This is a genomic window from Streptomyces sp. NPDC048659 (assembly GCF_040650575.1).
Classification (GTDB): Bacteria; Actinomycetota; Actinomycetes; order Streptomycetales; family Streptomycetaceae; genus Streptomyces.
Genome location: NZ_JBEZHM010000065.1, coordinates 25777 through 39713, shown reverse-complemented (window position 1 = coordinate 39713; position 13937 = coordinate 25777). Strand labels below are relative to the sequence as shown.

At 71.5% G+C, this 13937-nt stretch carries 13 protein-coding genes and 1 pseudogene; 3 read left to right on the top strand and 11 right to left on the bottom strand.

The features are described 5' to 3' along the window. The 11 genes and pseudogenes from cynS to AB0C99_RS33610 form a co-directional block, all read right to left on the bottom strand. A partial coding sequence (gene cynS / locus AB0C99_RS33660) for a cyanase (protein ID WP_362483334.1) occupies positions 1 to 412 on the bottom strand: 412 nt, incomplete at its 3' end. Positions 413 to 486: 74 nt separating this feature from the next. After that, entirely contained in the window at positions 487 to 1077 is a 591-nt protein-coding gene (locus tag AB0C99_RS33655) for a carbonic anhydrase (RefSeq protein ID WP_362483332.1), read from the bottom strand. Positions 1078 to 1262: 185 nt separating this feature from the next. Next, positions 1263 to 1706 (bottom strand): hypothetical protein, encoded by a 444-nt coding sequence (locus AB0C99_RS33650; RefSeq protein ID WP_362483330.1) that lies wholly within the window; start codon positions 1704 to 1706, stop codon positions 1263 to 1265. Positions 1707 to 1933: 227 nt separating this feature from the next. After that, positions 1934 to 2443, bottom strand: coding sequence for a thioredoxin family protein (locus AB0C99_RS33645; protein WP_362483329.1), 510 nt, complete (start codon positions 2441 to 2443; stop codon positions 1934 to 1936). A gap of 198 nt (positions 2444 to 2641) precedes the next feature. Beyond that, a pseudogene (locus AB0C99_RS33640) lies at positions 2642 to 2933 on the bottom strand (DUF1326 domain-containing protein); the annotation flags it as partial. A gap of 39 nt (positions 2934 to 2972) precedes the next feature. Beyond that, positions 2973 to 4748 carry an arginine--tRNA ligase gene (gene argS / locus AB0C99_RS33635; RefSeq protein WP_362483327.1) on the bottom strand — a complete coding sequence of 592 codons (1776 nt, stop codon included), beginning with the start codon at positions 4746 to 4748 and terminating at the stop codon, positions 2973 to 2975. A gap of 244 nt (positions 4749 to 4992) precedes the next feature. Continuing rightward, positions 4993 to 5283, bottom strand: coding sequence for a hypothetical protein (locus AB0C99_RS33630; protein WP_362483325.1), 291 nt, complete (start codon positions 5281 to 5283; stop codon positions 4993 to 4995). Further along, positions 5283 to 6893, bottom strand: a complete 1611-nt coding sequence (locus tag AB0C99_RS33625) for a YfcC family protein (RefSeq protein WP_362483324.1) — start codon at positions 6891 to 6893, stop codon at positions 5283 to 5285. The genes AB0C99_RS33630 and AB0C99_RS33625 overlap by 1 nt, the downstream gene beginning before the upstream one ends. Then, positions 6890 to 7855 carry a carbamate kinase gene (gene arcC, locus AB0C99_RS33620; RefSeq protein ID WP_362483322.1) on the bottom strand — a complete coding sequence of 322 codons (966 nt, stop codon included), beginning with the start codon at positions 7853 to 7855 and terminating at the stop codon, positions 6890 to 6892. Before arcC ends, AB0C99_RS33625 begins: the two co-directional genes overlap by 4 nt. A gap of 157 nt (positions 7856 to 8012) precedes the next feature. Next, positions 8013 to 9014: an ornithine carbamoyltransferase gene (gene argF, locus AB0C99_RS33615; RefSeq protein WP_362483320.1), complete on the bottom strand. Its 1002-nt coding sequence runs from the start codon at positions 9012 to 9014 to the stop codon at positions 8013 to 8015. 244 nt (positions 9015 to 9258) lie between these two features. Next, positions 9259 to 10482: an arginine deiminase gene (locus tag AB0C99_RS33610; RefSeq protein WP_362483318.1), complete on the bottom strand. Its 1224-nt coding sequence runs from the start codon at positions 10480 to 10482 to the stop codon at positions 9259 to 9261. Positions 10483 to 10794: 312 nt separating this feature from the next. Between AB0C99_RS33610 and AB0C99_RS33605 the strand changes: the two genes are divergently transcribed. The 3 genes from AB0C99_RS33605 (at position 10795) to AB0C99_RS33595 (ending at position 13468) form a co-directional block, all read left to right on the top strand. Next, positions 10795 to 11556 (top strand): response regulator transcription factor, encoded by a 762-nt coding sequence (locus AB0C99_RS33605; protein ID WP_362483316.1) that lies wholly within the window; start codon positions 10795 to 10797, stop codon positions 11554 to 11556. A 184-nt stretch (positions 11557 to 11740) separates the two neighbouring features. Further along, positions 11741 to 12577 carry an alpha/beta fold hydrolase gene (locus AB0C99_RS33600; RefSeq protein ID WP_362483314.1) on the top strand — a complete coding sequence of 279 codons (837 nt, stop codon included), beginning with the start codon at positions 11741 to 11743 and terminating at the stop codon, positions 12575 to 12577. Positions 12578 to 12586: 9 nt separating this feature from the next. Beyond that, entirely contained in the window at positions 12587 to 13468 is an 882-nt protein-coding gene (locus tag AB0C99_RS33595) for a helix-turn-helix domain-containing protein (RefSeq protein WP_362483313.1), read from the top strand. The last annotated feature ends 469 nt before the right edge of the window (positions 13469 to 13937 follow it).

Genomic DNA, 13937 nt, shown 5'->3' with positions numbered 1-13937 from the left:
CCTCGGGGTCGGCGACCTTCTTCACGTCCAGCTTGAAGTTGATCGCGGAGATGATGCCGTCGCCGAACTGCTCGTGGACCAGGGCCTTGAGGGTGCTGCCGTAGACCTGGAGCATCTCGTAGAAGCGGTAGATCGTCGGGTCGGTCGGGATGCCGCCGGGGATCGAGCCCCGGGTCGGGATGGTCTGCAGCAGCAGGACCGCGTCCTCGTCCAGGTCGAGGAGCGTGCCGACGGCCTTGGCGGCCTCTTCCGGGAGGGCGTGCTGGCCGAGCACGGCGGCGGTGGTGAAGGCCACCGAGAAGCCGGAGACCTCCGCGATGCGCTCCCAGGTGAGGTCCTTGCGGATCTTCGCCTCGACGGCACGGATGGCGAGCTGCTCGCGGGCGGTGGGGTCGAACTGTGCGTGGACCATGAGGGGTTCCTTCTCTCGTCGTGCGGGGGGTGTGAACGCGGTGGGGTGTTTCGTACGAGTGCCGGGGCAGGCCCTCAGGCGTGGGACGGCGTGCGGTCCGTGGCCGCCAGCTCCTCGACTCGCCCGGTGGCGATGTCGAAGACCCAGCCGTGCAGCCGCACCGAGCCGTCCGCGAGGGCGCGGGCGACCGAGGGGTGCGTGGCCAGGTTGGCGAGCTGGGCGCGTACGTTCTCGCGGACCAGCGTGGGCACGTCCGTGCCGGGGGCCGTCCGGGCCAGCGAGGCGTCGGCGTGCCGCAGCCAGCCCGCGACGGCGGGGGCCGTGCCGAGGTCGTGGCCCTCGGCGAGGGCCGTCATGGCGCCGCAGGCGGAGTGGCCGCACACGACGATCTCGCGGACGCCGAGGACGGCGACGGCGTACTCGATGCTCGCGGCGACGCCGTCGGAGCCGGGGGTGTACGCGGGCACGAGGTTGCCGGCCGTGCGGACGACGAACAACTCGCCCGGCTCGCTGCCGGTGATCAGCTCGGGCCCGACCCGGGCGTCGGAGCAGCCGATGAACAGTGTGTGGGGGGCGTGGTGCGCGGCCAGGTGGGCGAAGAGCTCCGCCCGGGCCGGGAAGACCTCCCGCTGGAACCGCGTGACGCCGTCGGCCAGGTCTCGCATGGTCACTTCCCTTCGATCGTTGCCACCCGGTGGGGGCGACGGGATCAACCATGTCCGACCTTTAGCTATAGAGTCCAATACCTACTAGCCATGACTCTTATAGACCTGCTCTATATTCTGGCCCATGGCCGGATGCTCGGGGTGCAGGTGGCGAACCTGCATGGGGAGGGCAGGCGGACAGGCCGTCAAGGCGCGTCGAACGACACGCCGTCCTCGCTCGTCCGCAGGGCCACGGCCCGGTCGGCCACGGGGATCGTGCAGCCCTGGGTCGTGCTGCAGCTCGCGTAGCCGATCAGGACCTCGGCCTCTCCTGCGGCGGTCGCCCGGATCGGCAGGGTGACCGTGACGGGGCCGTCGGGATAGACGGGCACGGCGCTGCGCACGCCGGGGACACGGATGGTCTTGACCGGCTTGTCCGCCGTCATCTCGCCCGTGGGGGCGACCGCGCCGACGGGACGGACCTGGGTGGGCCGCCCCACCCCGTCGACACCCTGGGCCGGGAGTGCGGTGCTGTAGAGGTGGAAGCCGGCGTCGTCCGGAGTGAACGTGGCGACCAGGGTGCCCGCGGCGGACTGCCATTCGGTCACACTCAACCGGACGGTCACGCCGTTCTCGTTGAACTCGGTCACCGGGGCAGCGTGCCGTGGCGCGGGGCCCTGCCCGCAGGCGGTCAGCGAGACGGTCGCGAGCAGGGCGGTGGCAGCGCCCCGGGCCAGGTGAGCGCGAAAGGGTCGGCGGGGCGCAGCGTGCCAGAGTGTCATGTCCAAGGCCATGTCGTCGTTCGGTGTCTTTCTCGTATCCCGGGGGAGGGCGGCGACCGTCGCGCCACCACCGTGTCGGCGCGGGCGGGCCGCCATCAGGCCCAGGTCCGCAGGAACGCGCCGAGGCCCGCTTCGGTCAGGTCGGGGTTGCCGGTGGAGTGCGTCTCGGTCAGGACCTTCCCGTTGCCGTCGAGGACGACCAGGACCGGCATCTTGTAAGCGCCCTCGCCGGTGCAGTAGTTACCCAGAAGGCTGAAGGCGGCGGAGTCCGACCCGCCGATGTCCACCTTGACCACGTGGTACGAGGCGTCGAGCAGCGCGCCGACACCTCTCGTGGCGAAGACCTCGTCGGCGGCCTTGCAGTTGCCGCACCAGTTGGCACCGAAGTCGATCAGGATCTTCCTGCCGTCGGCCTTGGCGGCGGCAAGCGCGGAGGCGACGGCTTCCCGGGCGTCGCGGCCGGTCGGGTAGCCGGAGGTGAAGCCCGACGACCCGGGTGCCGCACCGCGCTTCCGACCGGTGGGCTTGGCCCGGGCGGCCGGCTTCGTCCTGACCGCTCGTGAGCCTAGGGGCTGAATCCGCCCGCGAAGCCGTCCTGAAGCCACCCATCAGGAAGCCTTAAGGCATGGATGAGGTCCGCGCCCGCCGAACGGCCCGAGGCGCTCCGCCCGTCCACGTCGACGGCATCGTGACCCGAAGTGTCCTCCCGCCTCACCCCTCGGCATTCCGGCGCGGGAGCGTGAACGAGTGATCCCGAGGCGCGGGGGCGGTCCGTCGTGCGGACCGGTCCCGCGCCTGCGAGTTCAGGCTTCGGGTCGCCAGTCGAAGGAGAAGTGCTTGCTCGACCCGCCTCGGTACGGGCGGGGGAGGCGAACCCCTCGGCCCGGTCCGCCCGCACGACGCCCCAGGTCGCCACCTGTCCGGGCCCGACCTCCGCTCCCGGAGCGTTGACCGGCTGCCGAAGGTGCCGGGCCATCCGCCGACGTTGCCCCGGAAGATCTCCTCCAGCGCGTCGCGCTGCGCACGGGTTCCCCCGGCGTCGATGGAGAACATCACGCTCATCTGGGCGTCCGTGTTCTCCGCCCACATGTTCGTTCCCCTCGAATCAGCCACCACGAGCGCCGCGTGAGCGACTCAGAGGCGCTCGGGCGCCGCGATCCCCAACAGCCCCATCCCGGTGGACAGGGTCCGCCCGGTCAGCTCGCACAGCAGCAGCCGGTTCTCCACCACGGCGCTCGGGTTGCGCGCGTCGAGCACGTGGCAGGCGTCGTAGAACGAGGTGAACAGCGAGGCCAGCCGGTACAGGTAGGCGGCGAGCTTGTGCGGGGAATGCTCGCGCGCCGCGTCCTCGACCACCGTCCCGAAGGCGTCCAGGTGCAGCCCGAGGGCCCGTTCGGCCGGGGCCAGGGCGAGCTCCGGGTGCCCGACCGGCCCGGTGTCCCCGGCCCGTCGCAGGATGGAGCGGACCCGGGCGTGCGCGTACTGGAGGTACACCGAGGTGTCCCCGTGCAGCGAGACCATCTGGTCCAGGTCGAACTTGTAGTCGCGGATCGCGGAGGTCGACAGGTCCGCGTACTTCACCGCGCCGATGCCGACCTGCGCGGCCCGCTGCCCGACCTCCTCCGGAGCCAGGTTCCGGGCCTTCTCGCGCACCACGACGGCCGCCCGCTCGATCGCCTCGTCCAGCAGGTCCACCAGGCGCACCGTCTCGCCCTCGCGGGTCTTGAACGGCTTGCCGTCCGCGCCGAGCACCGTGCCGAAGGCCAACTGCACCGCCCGTACACCGCCGTTCAACCAGCCGGCCCGGCGGGCCGTCTCGAAGACCATCCGGAAGTGCAGCGACTGCCGCGCGTCCACCACGTACAGGAGGGTGGAGGCCCGCAGCGCGCCCACCCGGTCGCGGATCGCGGACAGGTCGGTGGCGGCGTAGCCGTAGCCCCCGTCCGACTTGCGCACGATCAACGGCACCCGGTTGCCGTCCGGTCCGAACACGTCGTCGAAGAACACGCACAGGGCGCCCTCGGAGATCTCGGCGACCCCCGCCTCCTCCAGCAGCCGGCAGGTCTCGTCCAGCATGTGGTTGTAGCCGGATTCGCCGACCACGTCCGGATCGCGGATCTCCACGTCCAACTTCTCGAACACGGAAGAGAAGTAGAGCTTGGACTCGTCCACGATCTTCTGCCACAGCGCCAGGGTGACCTCGTCGCCCGCCTGGAGGTCCACCACCCGGGCGCGGGCCCGGGTCTTGAACGCGGGGTCGGAGTCGAAGAGGGTGCGCGCGGCCTTGTAGAGCCGGTTCAGGTTCGACATGGCCTGGGCGCCCGACTCCTCGGTGGAGGCCCGTCCCGTGTCGGAGCGGTCGAGCTCGTGCGGGTGCTCGATCAGGTACTGGATCAGCATCCCGAACTGCGTCCCCCAGTCCCCGATGTGGTGCCGGCGTATCACCTTCTCGCCGGTGAACTCCAGGATCCGCACCATGGCGTCGCCGATCACGGCCGAGCGCAGGTGCCCGACGTGCATCTCCTTCGCCACGTTCGGCTGCGCGTAGTCGATGACCGTGGTGCCCGGCCGGTCGGCGGGGGCCACGCCGAGCCGCGCGTCGTCGGCGCGGGCCGCGAGGTTCGCGGTGATCGCCGCGTCCCGCACCCGCAGGTTCACGAACCCGGGGCCGGAGACCGAGGCGTCCTCCAGCAGCCCCGCGCAGTCCACCGACTCGATGACCCGCTCGGCCACCTCGCGCGGGTTCGAGCCCAGCCGCTTGGCGAGCGGCAGGATGCCGTTGGCCTGGAAGTCGGCCCGGTCGCTGGACCGCAGCATCGGGTCCGCGCCCGCGAAGGCCGGCAGGGCGCGGGCCACCGCCTCGACGAGTCGACGGTGGGCGAGGTGGGCGAGGGTGGGCACGGCGGTCACGGGGATCTCCTGTCGGACGGTACGGGGCGGGGCGGGACGGTGCGGGACGGGATGGGGCGGTACGGGATGGGGCGGTACGGGACGGGGCCCTGCGGTGGACGGGACACGGGGTCGGGGTCGGGGTTGGTGGTCGGTGGGTGTGGGTTCGACGGGTGGGGACGCGGGTTCGGCGGCTGGGGATGCGGAAGACCCGCCCGTCACCGGCGTTCGTGCGCCGGTGACGGGCGGGTGGGCGGTGGGGTGTTCAGGACTCCGCCTCCACGCGGAAGAACCGCAGGACCTTGCGGGCCCCCTCCCAGCCCCGGCAGACGACCAGGACCACGTCGTTGCCGGCCACGCAGCCCCGCACGTCGAGGCCGGGGGTGGCGTCCACGAGGGTGGCCAGGTAGCGGGCGGCTCCGGGCGGGGTGTGCAGGACCAGGGTCTCCCCGGCCTGCCCGGCCCGGATGACCATGTCCCGGGCCGTCCCGTCGGGGCCGATGCCCTCGCCGGCGGGGGTCGGGGTGGGGGAGGTCGCGGTGGCGGAGCCGGGCATCAGCCCATCACCGCCCCGAGGAGCATGAAGCCGACGCAGACCGCGAACAGGGCGGCCATCAGCGGCCAGATGAACCGCAGGTACTTGTCGTAGCGGACCTTCGCCAGGGCCAGGCCGCCCATGATGACCGCGGAGGTCGGGGTGACCAGGTTCACCCAGCCGGAGGCGGACTGGTAGGCCGTGACCACCATCGCCCGCTGCACCCCGGCGAAGTCGGCGAGCGGAGCCAGGATCGGCATCGCCAGCGTCGCGTGTCCGGAGGAGGAGGGGACGAAGAAGGCCAGCGGGATGTTGACCAGGAAGGTCAGCACCGTGAAGACGCCCGAACTGGTGCCCTCGACCGCCTTGTTCAGCGCGTTCAGGATGGTGTCGCTGATCTGCGCGTTGTTCATGATGACCGTGACGCCACGGGCCAGGACGATGATCAGGGCCGCGCCGATGAAGTCGCCCGCGCCCACCACGATCGCGTCGACCGTGCCCTTCTCGCCGAGGCCCGCGATCAGGCCGATCACGATGGCGGAGACGAGGAACAGGCCGGCCAGCTCCGGGAAGTACCAGCCCAGGGTGGGCACGGCGGTGATGCCGAAGTCCGCCCACGGGATGACCGAGAAGATCATCAGGACGAAGGTGGCGGCGAAGACGCCGATCACCGTCTTCTGGCGGCCGGTCAGCGGCGGCAGCTCCCCGCCGGAGGACACGGCCTCGTCGCCGGCGTGGCCGACCAGGGAGGCCGAGGGGTCCTTGGCCACCTTGTTCGCGTACCGCAGGACGAAGAAGATCGCGATCGAGGTGAGCACCGCCCACATCAGCAACCGGACCACGATGCCGTCACCGGTGCCGATGCCGGCGGCGGCGGAGGCGACGCCGGTCGCGAACGGGTTCACGGTGGAGGCCAGGGTGCCGATGCCGGCGCCGACCATGATGATCGAGGCGCCCACCATCCGGTCGTAGCCCAGGCTCAGGGCCAGCGGCACGACCAGGGCGTAGAACCCGAGGGTCTCCTCCGCCATGCCGTACGTGGTGCCGCCCAGCGAGAAGACCACCATCAGGGCGGCCACGAGGAGGGTCCTGCGGTGCGCGAGGCGCTGGGCGAGCCGCCCGATGGCCGCGTCCAGCGCCCCGGACTTCATCGCCACGGTGATGAACGCGCCCACCGCCAGGATGAACAGGAACACCGCCGCCGCGCCCATCAGCGCGCCCTCCCCGCCGGGGGCGGTGTGTCCCTCGGTGGTGATCCCGTAAAGGCCGTTGGCGGGGGAGAGGAACAGGTCGCGGACCCGGTCCATGAACCCGGCCGTGCTCTCCACCGTGTGGTACGAGCCCGGGATCGGGACCCCGTCCTCGTTCAGTTCGTAGGCGCCGGCCGGGATGAGGAAGGCGAGGAGCCACACGCCGAGGGTGACGACGCCCAGGACGGTGAAGGCGGTCGGGAACTTGAAGTTCCGTTCCTTCTTCCCCTCCGGGGCCGACTCCCCGGAATCGCCCGGGGGCCCCGTGACCTCGGCGGCCTCGGCCTCGGCCCTGATCTCGGCCTCGGCCCTGACCTCGACCTCGACCTCGACCTCGGCCTCGCTCTCGGAGCGGGCCCCGGCGGGGGTGGCGGTGCTCATGAGACTGCTCCCTCGGGGACTCGGGCCGGGCCGGCCTGCTTGCCGACGTAGCTGCCGCTGGGCGTGACGATCGTCCCGGCCAGGCCCTGGATGATGTCGACGACCTCGTCGAGGGCGCCGATCGCCGCCATGTCCCCGGTCAGTTCCACGAACCGGCACACCGCGTCGACCTTCGGGCCCATGGACCCGGCCGGGAAGTTCTCGGCGCGCAGCGCGCCCGGGGTGCTGTGGGTGATCTCCTCGGCCTCCGGGGTCCCGAAGCCGCGGACCACCCGGGGTACGTCGGTGAGGAGGATCAGCGCGTCGGCCTCCAGGGCCTCGGCCAGCAGCGCGGCCGTGAGGTCCTTGTCGACCACGGCCTCGACCCCGGTCAGCATGCCCTCCTCGTCACGGATCACCGGCACGCCGCCGCCGCCCGCGCAGACCGCGATCGCCCCCTGGTCGAGGAGCTGGCGGATGAGCCGGGTCTCGACGATCCGCTGCGGCAGCGGCGAGGGCACCACGCGCCGCCAGTACGCGCCGTCCTGGCGCACGGTCCAGCCGCGCTCCTCGGCGAGCCGTTCGGCCGTCTCGCGGTCGTAGACCTGGCCGACGAACTTCGTCGGGTTCGTGAACGCCGGGTCGGCGACCGACACCAGCGTCTGGTTGATGAGGGAACACACCTGCCGGCCCGGCAGGGCGTTCTGGAGGGACTGGAGCAGCCAGTAGCCGATCATGCCCTGGGTCTCGGCGCCCAGCACGTCGAAGGGGTACGGGCAGCTCAGCGCCGGGTCCGCGGCGCTCTGCAGGGCGAGGACCCCGACCTGGGGCCCGTTGCCGTGGGTGACGACCAGCTCGTGCTCCTCGGCCAGCGGGGCCAGCGCGGCCACGGCGCGGCGCACGTTGGTCAACTGCACGTCGGCGTCGGGCTTGTCGCCCCGCTTGAGGAGGGCGTTGCCGCCGAGGGCTACCACTACACGCACGTTCTTGTCTCCGATCGGGAGAAGGGGAGGGAAGAAGACGAAGGGGGAGGGGGAGGGAGAGCACCGGCCCGGCGCGCGGATCGGCGGAACGGACCGATCCGCGACACCGGGCCGACGGGGAGGACGAGGCCGCGCCCGGCGTGGCGCGGGGGCGGGATCAGTCGCCGAGGGTGGCGACCATCACCGCCTTGATGGTGTGCATCCGGTTCTCGGCCTGGTCGAAGACCACCGACCGCTCGGACTCGAACACCTCGTCGGTGACCTCCAGGGCCTCCATGCCGTGGCTCGCGTGGATCTCCGCGCCCACCTTCGTGTTCCGGTCGTGGAAGGCCGGCAGGCAGTGCAGGAACTTGGCCCGCGGGTTGTCCGTGGCCTTCATGACCTCGGCGGTCACCTGGTAGGGGGTGAGCAGCGCGATGCGCTCGTCCCACACCTCCTTGGGCTCGCCCATGGAGACCCACACGTCGGTGTAGACGAAGTCCACGCCCGCGACGCCGCCGGTCACGTCCTCGGTGTGGGTGATACGCGCACCGGTCCGCTCCGCGATCTCGGCGGCGGTCGCGATGGTCTCCACGTCGTTCCAGAGCGATTCGGGGGCCACGATCCGCACGTCGGCGCCCATCAGGGCGCCCATCACGAGCAGGGAGTTGCCCACGTTGTTGCGGGCGTCGCCGAGGTAGGCGAACGAGATCTCGTGCAGCGGCTTGCCGGAGTGCTCGCGCATGGTGAGGAAGTCGGCGAGCATCTGCGTCGGGTGCCACTCGTCGGTCAGACCGTTCCAGACCGGCACGCCGGCGAACTCGGCCAGTTCCTCCACGAGCGCCTGGGAGGAGCCCCGGTACTCGATGCCGTCGTACATCCGCCCGAGCACCCGGGCGGTGTCCTTCATCGACTCCTTGTGTCCGATCTGGGAGCCGGAGGGGTCGAGGTAGGTGACGTGCGCGCCCTGGTCGTGGGCGGCCACCTCGAAGGCGCAGCGGGTGCGGGTCGAGGTCTTCTCGAAGATGAGCGCGATGTTGCGGCCGGTCAGGCGGGGGCGCTCGGTCCCGATCCGCTTGGCGGTCTTCAGCTCGGCCGCCAGGTCGATCAGGTGTGCCAGCTCGGCGGGGGTGAAGTCGATTTCCTTGACGAAGCTGCGGTGGCGCAGATTCAGGGCCATGTCGGTGGCGCCTTCCTGGGAGTGGGGGGTGCGTGGGGCCCGTCGGGCCGGGTCACGGGGCCGGCGGGGAAACGGACGGGGAACGGGCGGGGGTCGGCCGACGGGGGTGTGCGAGGGCGAGGGTGGGGTCGGCCGACGGGGGCGTGCGAGGGCGGGGGCGCGGGCGAGGGCGAAGACGAGGCCGCACCCCGGTTCTCGTGCCCCGGAGGTGCGCCGTCGCGCCGCGCCCCGCCGAGCCCTCGGCTCAGACCGCCTCGCGCTCGATCGGGCAGCTCATGCAGCGCGGGCCGCCGCGGCCGCGGCCCAGCTCGCTGCCGCGCACCCGGATGACCTCGACGCCGTTCTCCTCCAGGTACGTGTTGGAGGCCACGTTGCGGTCGTAGGCCACGACCACGCCCGGCTCGATGGTGAGGACGTTGCAGCCGTCGTCCCACTGCTCGCGCTCGGCGGCGAAGGCGCCCTGCCGCGCGGTGAGGATGTTGATCTCGTCCAGGCCCAGCGCGTTCGCGATGACCGTGTGCATCTCCTCCGGGGCGTGCCGGGTGACCTTCAGGTCGTCCGGGGCGCCCTGGGACTCGATGGTGTAGGAGGGCAGCATGCCCAGGCCGGCGTACTTGGTGAAGGTGTTGCCGTCGACCATGGTCATGACCGTGTCCAGGTGCATGAAGGCCCGGCCCTTGGGCATGTCCAGGGCCACGATCCGCTCGGCGGAGCCCTCCTTGAACAGCTGGATCGCGAGGTCCTCGACGCCCTGTGGGGTGGTGCGCTCGCTCATGCCGACCAGGACGGCCCCGTTGCCGATGACCAGGACGTCGCCGCCCTCCATGGTGGACGGGTAGGAGCTCTGGCCCTCGTTCCACACCTTGTACTGACGATCCGCGAACAGCGGGTGGTAGCGGTAGATGGCCTCGAAGTGGACCGTCTCGCGGCGCCGGGCCGACTTCTTCATGGCGTTGATCGAGACGCCGTCGTAGACCCAGCAGGAGGTGTCGCGGGTGAACAGGTGGTTGGGGAGGGGGGCGATCACGAAGTCCTCGTCGTCCATCACCTGGACCCGCACGGATCGCGGCCTGCCCATCCTGTCGACGAGCTCCCTCTTGGTGATGCCGCCCACCAGATGCCTGGTCAGTTCCTCGGTGTCGAAGCCCTCGTAGACGTTCCGGGCCCGGTCGGTGGCGATGGGGCCGTACTCGCGCTCGTCGAAGAGGCGGCCGAGGACGAGGGAGCGGGCCTCGGCGTTCTTCATGGTCTCGGTGAGCAGGTCGGTGAAGAGGTGGACCGTGATGCCGCGGTCGCGCAGGGTCTGCGCGAAGAAGTCGTGCTCCTCCTGGGCCCTTTCGACCCAGAGCACGTCGTCGAAGAGGAGACCGTCCTTGTTGCTGGGCGTCAGGCGCTCCAGTTCAAGACCCGGACGGTGCAGGATGACCTGCTTGAGCTTGCCCGCTTCGGAATCGACATGGAAAGACATGGGGTCCTCCTCGGTCCGTGGCCGCCGCGCCGTTGCGACGACCTCGTGGAAGAAACGTATGTCCTTCAAATCCATGGTCGCGCCGCAAAAAGACCTGCACTTCCCAACTTTCACTGTCCTTCCTGGCAGGATTCCCGCAACCCCCTAGCCCTGATCTTTCCGGCACCCCCGGGCCGGGGGTCTCGGGACCTTAGACCGGGAAGATGCTGTCCTTGTGACCCACCCGACTCGACCATCGGCCCGCGTACGTTGGGATCACAGGCCCGCAGGGGAGGAATTCCGCCCCGCGCGGCGGGATTTGGGGAGGACGAAATGCCCACACGGGTGCTGATCGCGGACGCCGAGGAAGTCGTCCGGGTCGGCCTGCGCGCCATCTTGGCGACGGGTACGGAATTCGAGGTCGTGGCCGACACCGGAGACGGGAAGGAGGCCGTGGAACGGGCCCTCGCGGACGGCCCCGACGTCTGCGTCATGGGCACCACCCTCGGCGGCCTCGACGGCCTCGCCGTGGTCCGTGCCCTCACCGGCACCGGGTGCAGGGTCGTGGTCCTCACGAGTTCCACCTCGGACGACGACTTCTGCGCGGCGATGCGCGGCGGGGCCCACGCCTTCCTCGCCAAGAGCCTCTCCCCGCCCCTGCTCCGCCAGGGCATCCGGCTCGCCGCCTCCGGCGCCTACGCCCTCTCGCCCTCGGCCGCCGAAAGCCTGCGCGGGCTCCTCAACGGCTGCCGGCACCTGCCCGACGACGGCTGCCGACACCTGCCCGCCGAACCCACGCACCCGCTGAGCCCCAGCGAGCTCCAGGTCGCCGGCCTCGTCGCGGCCGGCCGCACCGACCAGGAGATCGCGGACCGCCGGGGGGTGTCGGTCTCGGCCGTCAAGAAGACCGTCTCGCAATGCCGGCGCAAGGTCGCCGCGAAGAACCGCGTGGAACTGGCCCGATGGGCCTGGCTGAACGGCCTGGAGACCCCCGACCCCGGCCCCGCAGCCGCCCTCCCGCCCGCCGCCCCTCCGCCCCGTCCCGACCACGCGCCTCTCGCCGCCGCGGTCGCCGGCGGGGCCCTCGCGGGCTGAGACCCGGGCCGGGCTCGGGCGATCGCCGCGGCCCCGGGCCGGGTCCGCGCGGCGCGCGCCGGGCGGAGACACGGACGCCGCGGCCGCCCCGCTCGGCCGCCCAGTCGTGCGGGGCGCGCCCGCCGCGGGCCGTTGGCGACATTCGTACAAGACCGGCAACCGCCGCCCCCCGCACCATCGCCCTATGAACCGCAACCACGACGCACAGCACGCGCAGCCGATGCATGTGGACCGCGACGGACCGCGGGACGCGCCACCGTTGCTGCTCATCCACGGGTCTGGAGCCTCGGGCGCCTCCTGGGGGCCGATGGTCCCGGCCCTCGCCGCCCGTCATCATGTCGTCCGGATAGACCTCCCGGGCTGCGGTCAGTCCCAGCCCGCCGTGTCCTACGACGTTCCGGCGCAGGCGGGCCGCGTGGCGGCGCTGCTCGACGGACTCGGGCTGCGTTCCGTCACCGTGGCGGGCCACTCCAGCGGCGGATACGTCGCCACCGCGCTCGCGGAACAGCGCCCCGACCTGGTGGGTTCGCTGGCGCTGATGAGCACCGGCCCGCACCTCGACGCGCTCCTTCCGCAGCCGGCCATCCTCCGCGCCTTGCTGGCACCGCCCTTCGGGCCGCTGCTGTGGCGGTGGCGTTCGGATGAGGTGATCCGCAAAGGCATCCGCGCCACGCTCGCCGGCCCTGCGCCCATCCCGCCCGGCATGGTCGCCGACCTGCGGAGCACCACGTACCGCGCGTTCCGCAAAGTGCTGCGCGAGTACACCGCGTACCTCGCTGAGCGGTCCGTGCCCGAGCGGCTCGCCGTCCTCAGGCTCCCTGTACTCGTGGTCTTCGGCGCTGCCGATCCCCGGTGGGATCCGGCGTCGGCGCGCCGGTACGACGTCGTGCCGGGCGTGCGGGTCGAGATGGTGCCGGGCATCGGGCACATGCCCATGCTGGAAGCGCCCGAGCCGGTGGGCCGGCTGCTACTGGACTTCGCGGCCCTCGGCACCGGAGCCCCGCCGACAGGCCCCGTCTAGACTTGTGCCGTGTCGTCGCAGGGGGTGCCACCCGTGTGGTCGGGCGTCGAAATCGCGGTACCGGTACCTTCGGACCGGCTGCCGGGCATCAGCATGGCCGGTTTCCGCCAGCACGTCCCCGCGCCCGTCGACATCGCCATGATCGCGCATCCGTCCGTCACCGTGCTCATCGATCTGAGCGACGATGACGGCCTGGTCCACGACACGCGGGGTCGGCGCGGACACGGCAGTGTCGTGATCGGCCTGGCCCCCGGGGCGCTGCGGGCGTCCGGACTGGTGGGCGAGTGCCTGCAGATCCGGCTTCAGCCGGGTGTGGCGGCCGCGGTGCTCGGATCGTCGGCCGGGGTCAGCGGGAGCGTGGAGTCCCTGGCGGACGTCTGGGGCCGCGACGCCGGGCGCATCGAGGAGCGGCTGCGTACGGCCGGGTCGTGGGACGAGCGGTTCGCGATGGCGGCGGACATGGTCCGCCGGCGGATCGGGGACGGCCTGCGGGTCGATCCGGAGGTCGCCTACATCTGGAGGCGGACAGTCACCGGCGGTGGTCGGGTGCGCATCGACAGCCTGGCGGACGAGGTCGGCTGGAGCCGCAAGCGCCTGTGGGCGCGTTTCCGGGCGCAGCTCGGCGTCACCCCCAAGCGGGCCGCCCAGCTGGTCCGGTTCGACCATGCGGCCCATCTGCTCGCGGCGGGTCTTCCTCCCGCCGCTGTCGCGGCCGAGAGCGGCTACGTCGACCAGCCCCATCTGCACCGCGAGGTGAAGGCGTTCACGGGACTTACGCCGACTGCCGTCGCCGCCGCGCCGTGGCTGGCGATCGACGACGTGGCGTGGCCGGACTTCTGGCGGGCAGGGAGGCCCGTGACAGATGGCGCACGCGGTTCCGGCCGGCGCTGAACCGCCCAGTCGCGGCCCGCACATTACTTTCGACTGACAACTGTCCTTTGACATCCAACCTAAAGCGTGTTGCAGAAGGCTGGGAATCAGGCACTTCTCTTGTACAGGTGGGGTGCTGAGGGCTGAGGGCTGAGCCGCTGTGTCTCGGGTTGGCGGACCGAGTGCTGCCGGCGGCCGTGTAGGACCGCACGACACCATCGAGTGGTACGACAACTCATCCGAGCAGAGCTAGGACCTGTGGCTGTACCACTATCGCGGCGTGCGAATCAGCACCGAGCCAGCACGGGAAAGTGAGGCGCTAGTCAGAGAACCGGGGGTGGTGGGTGCTGGTGGCGTAGTGCGCGTCTCCTGCTCGGCGTGGAGCTACGGGATCTCGACACCGACGGCGAACTGGACCTGGCCGTGTTCGAGGGCACCGCATCAGGACTCCTCGGTCAAGACGACCTCGACGAGGCGGGGACGGCCCTGG

Bases quoted from the DNA above. Each gene is read 5' to 3' on its own strand.
- AB0C99_RS33600 (WP_362483314.1), top strand. From the start codon at position 11,741: ATGAACCGCAACCACGACGCACAGCACGCGCAGCCGATGCATGTGGAC.
- AB0C99_RS33630 (WP_362483325.1), bottom strand. From the start codon at position 5,283: ATGCCCGGCTCCGCCACCGCGACCTCCCCCACCCCGACCCCCGCCGGC.
- AB0C99_RS33610 (WP_362483318.1), bottom strand. From the start codon at position 10,482: ATGTCTTTCCATGTCGATTCCGAAGCGGGCAAGCTCAAGCAGGTCATC.
- AB0C99_RS33625 (WP_362483324.1), bottom strand. From the start codon at position 6,893: ATGAGCACCGCCACCCCCGCCGGGGCCCGCTCCGAGAGCGAGGCCGAG.
- AB0C99_RS33605 (WP_362483316.1), top strand. From the start codon at position 10,795: ATGCCCACACGGGTGCTGATCGCGGACGCCGAGGAAGTCGTCCGGGTC.
- argF (WP_362483320.1), bottom strand. From the start codon at position 9,014: ATGGCCCTGAATCTGCGCCACCGCAGCTTCGTCAAGGAAATCGACTTC.
- AB0C99_RS33655 (WP_362483332.1), bottom strand. From the start codon at position 1,077: ATGCGAGACCTGGCCGACGGCGTCACGCGGTTCCAGCGGGAGGTCTTC.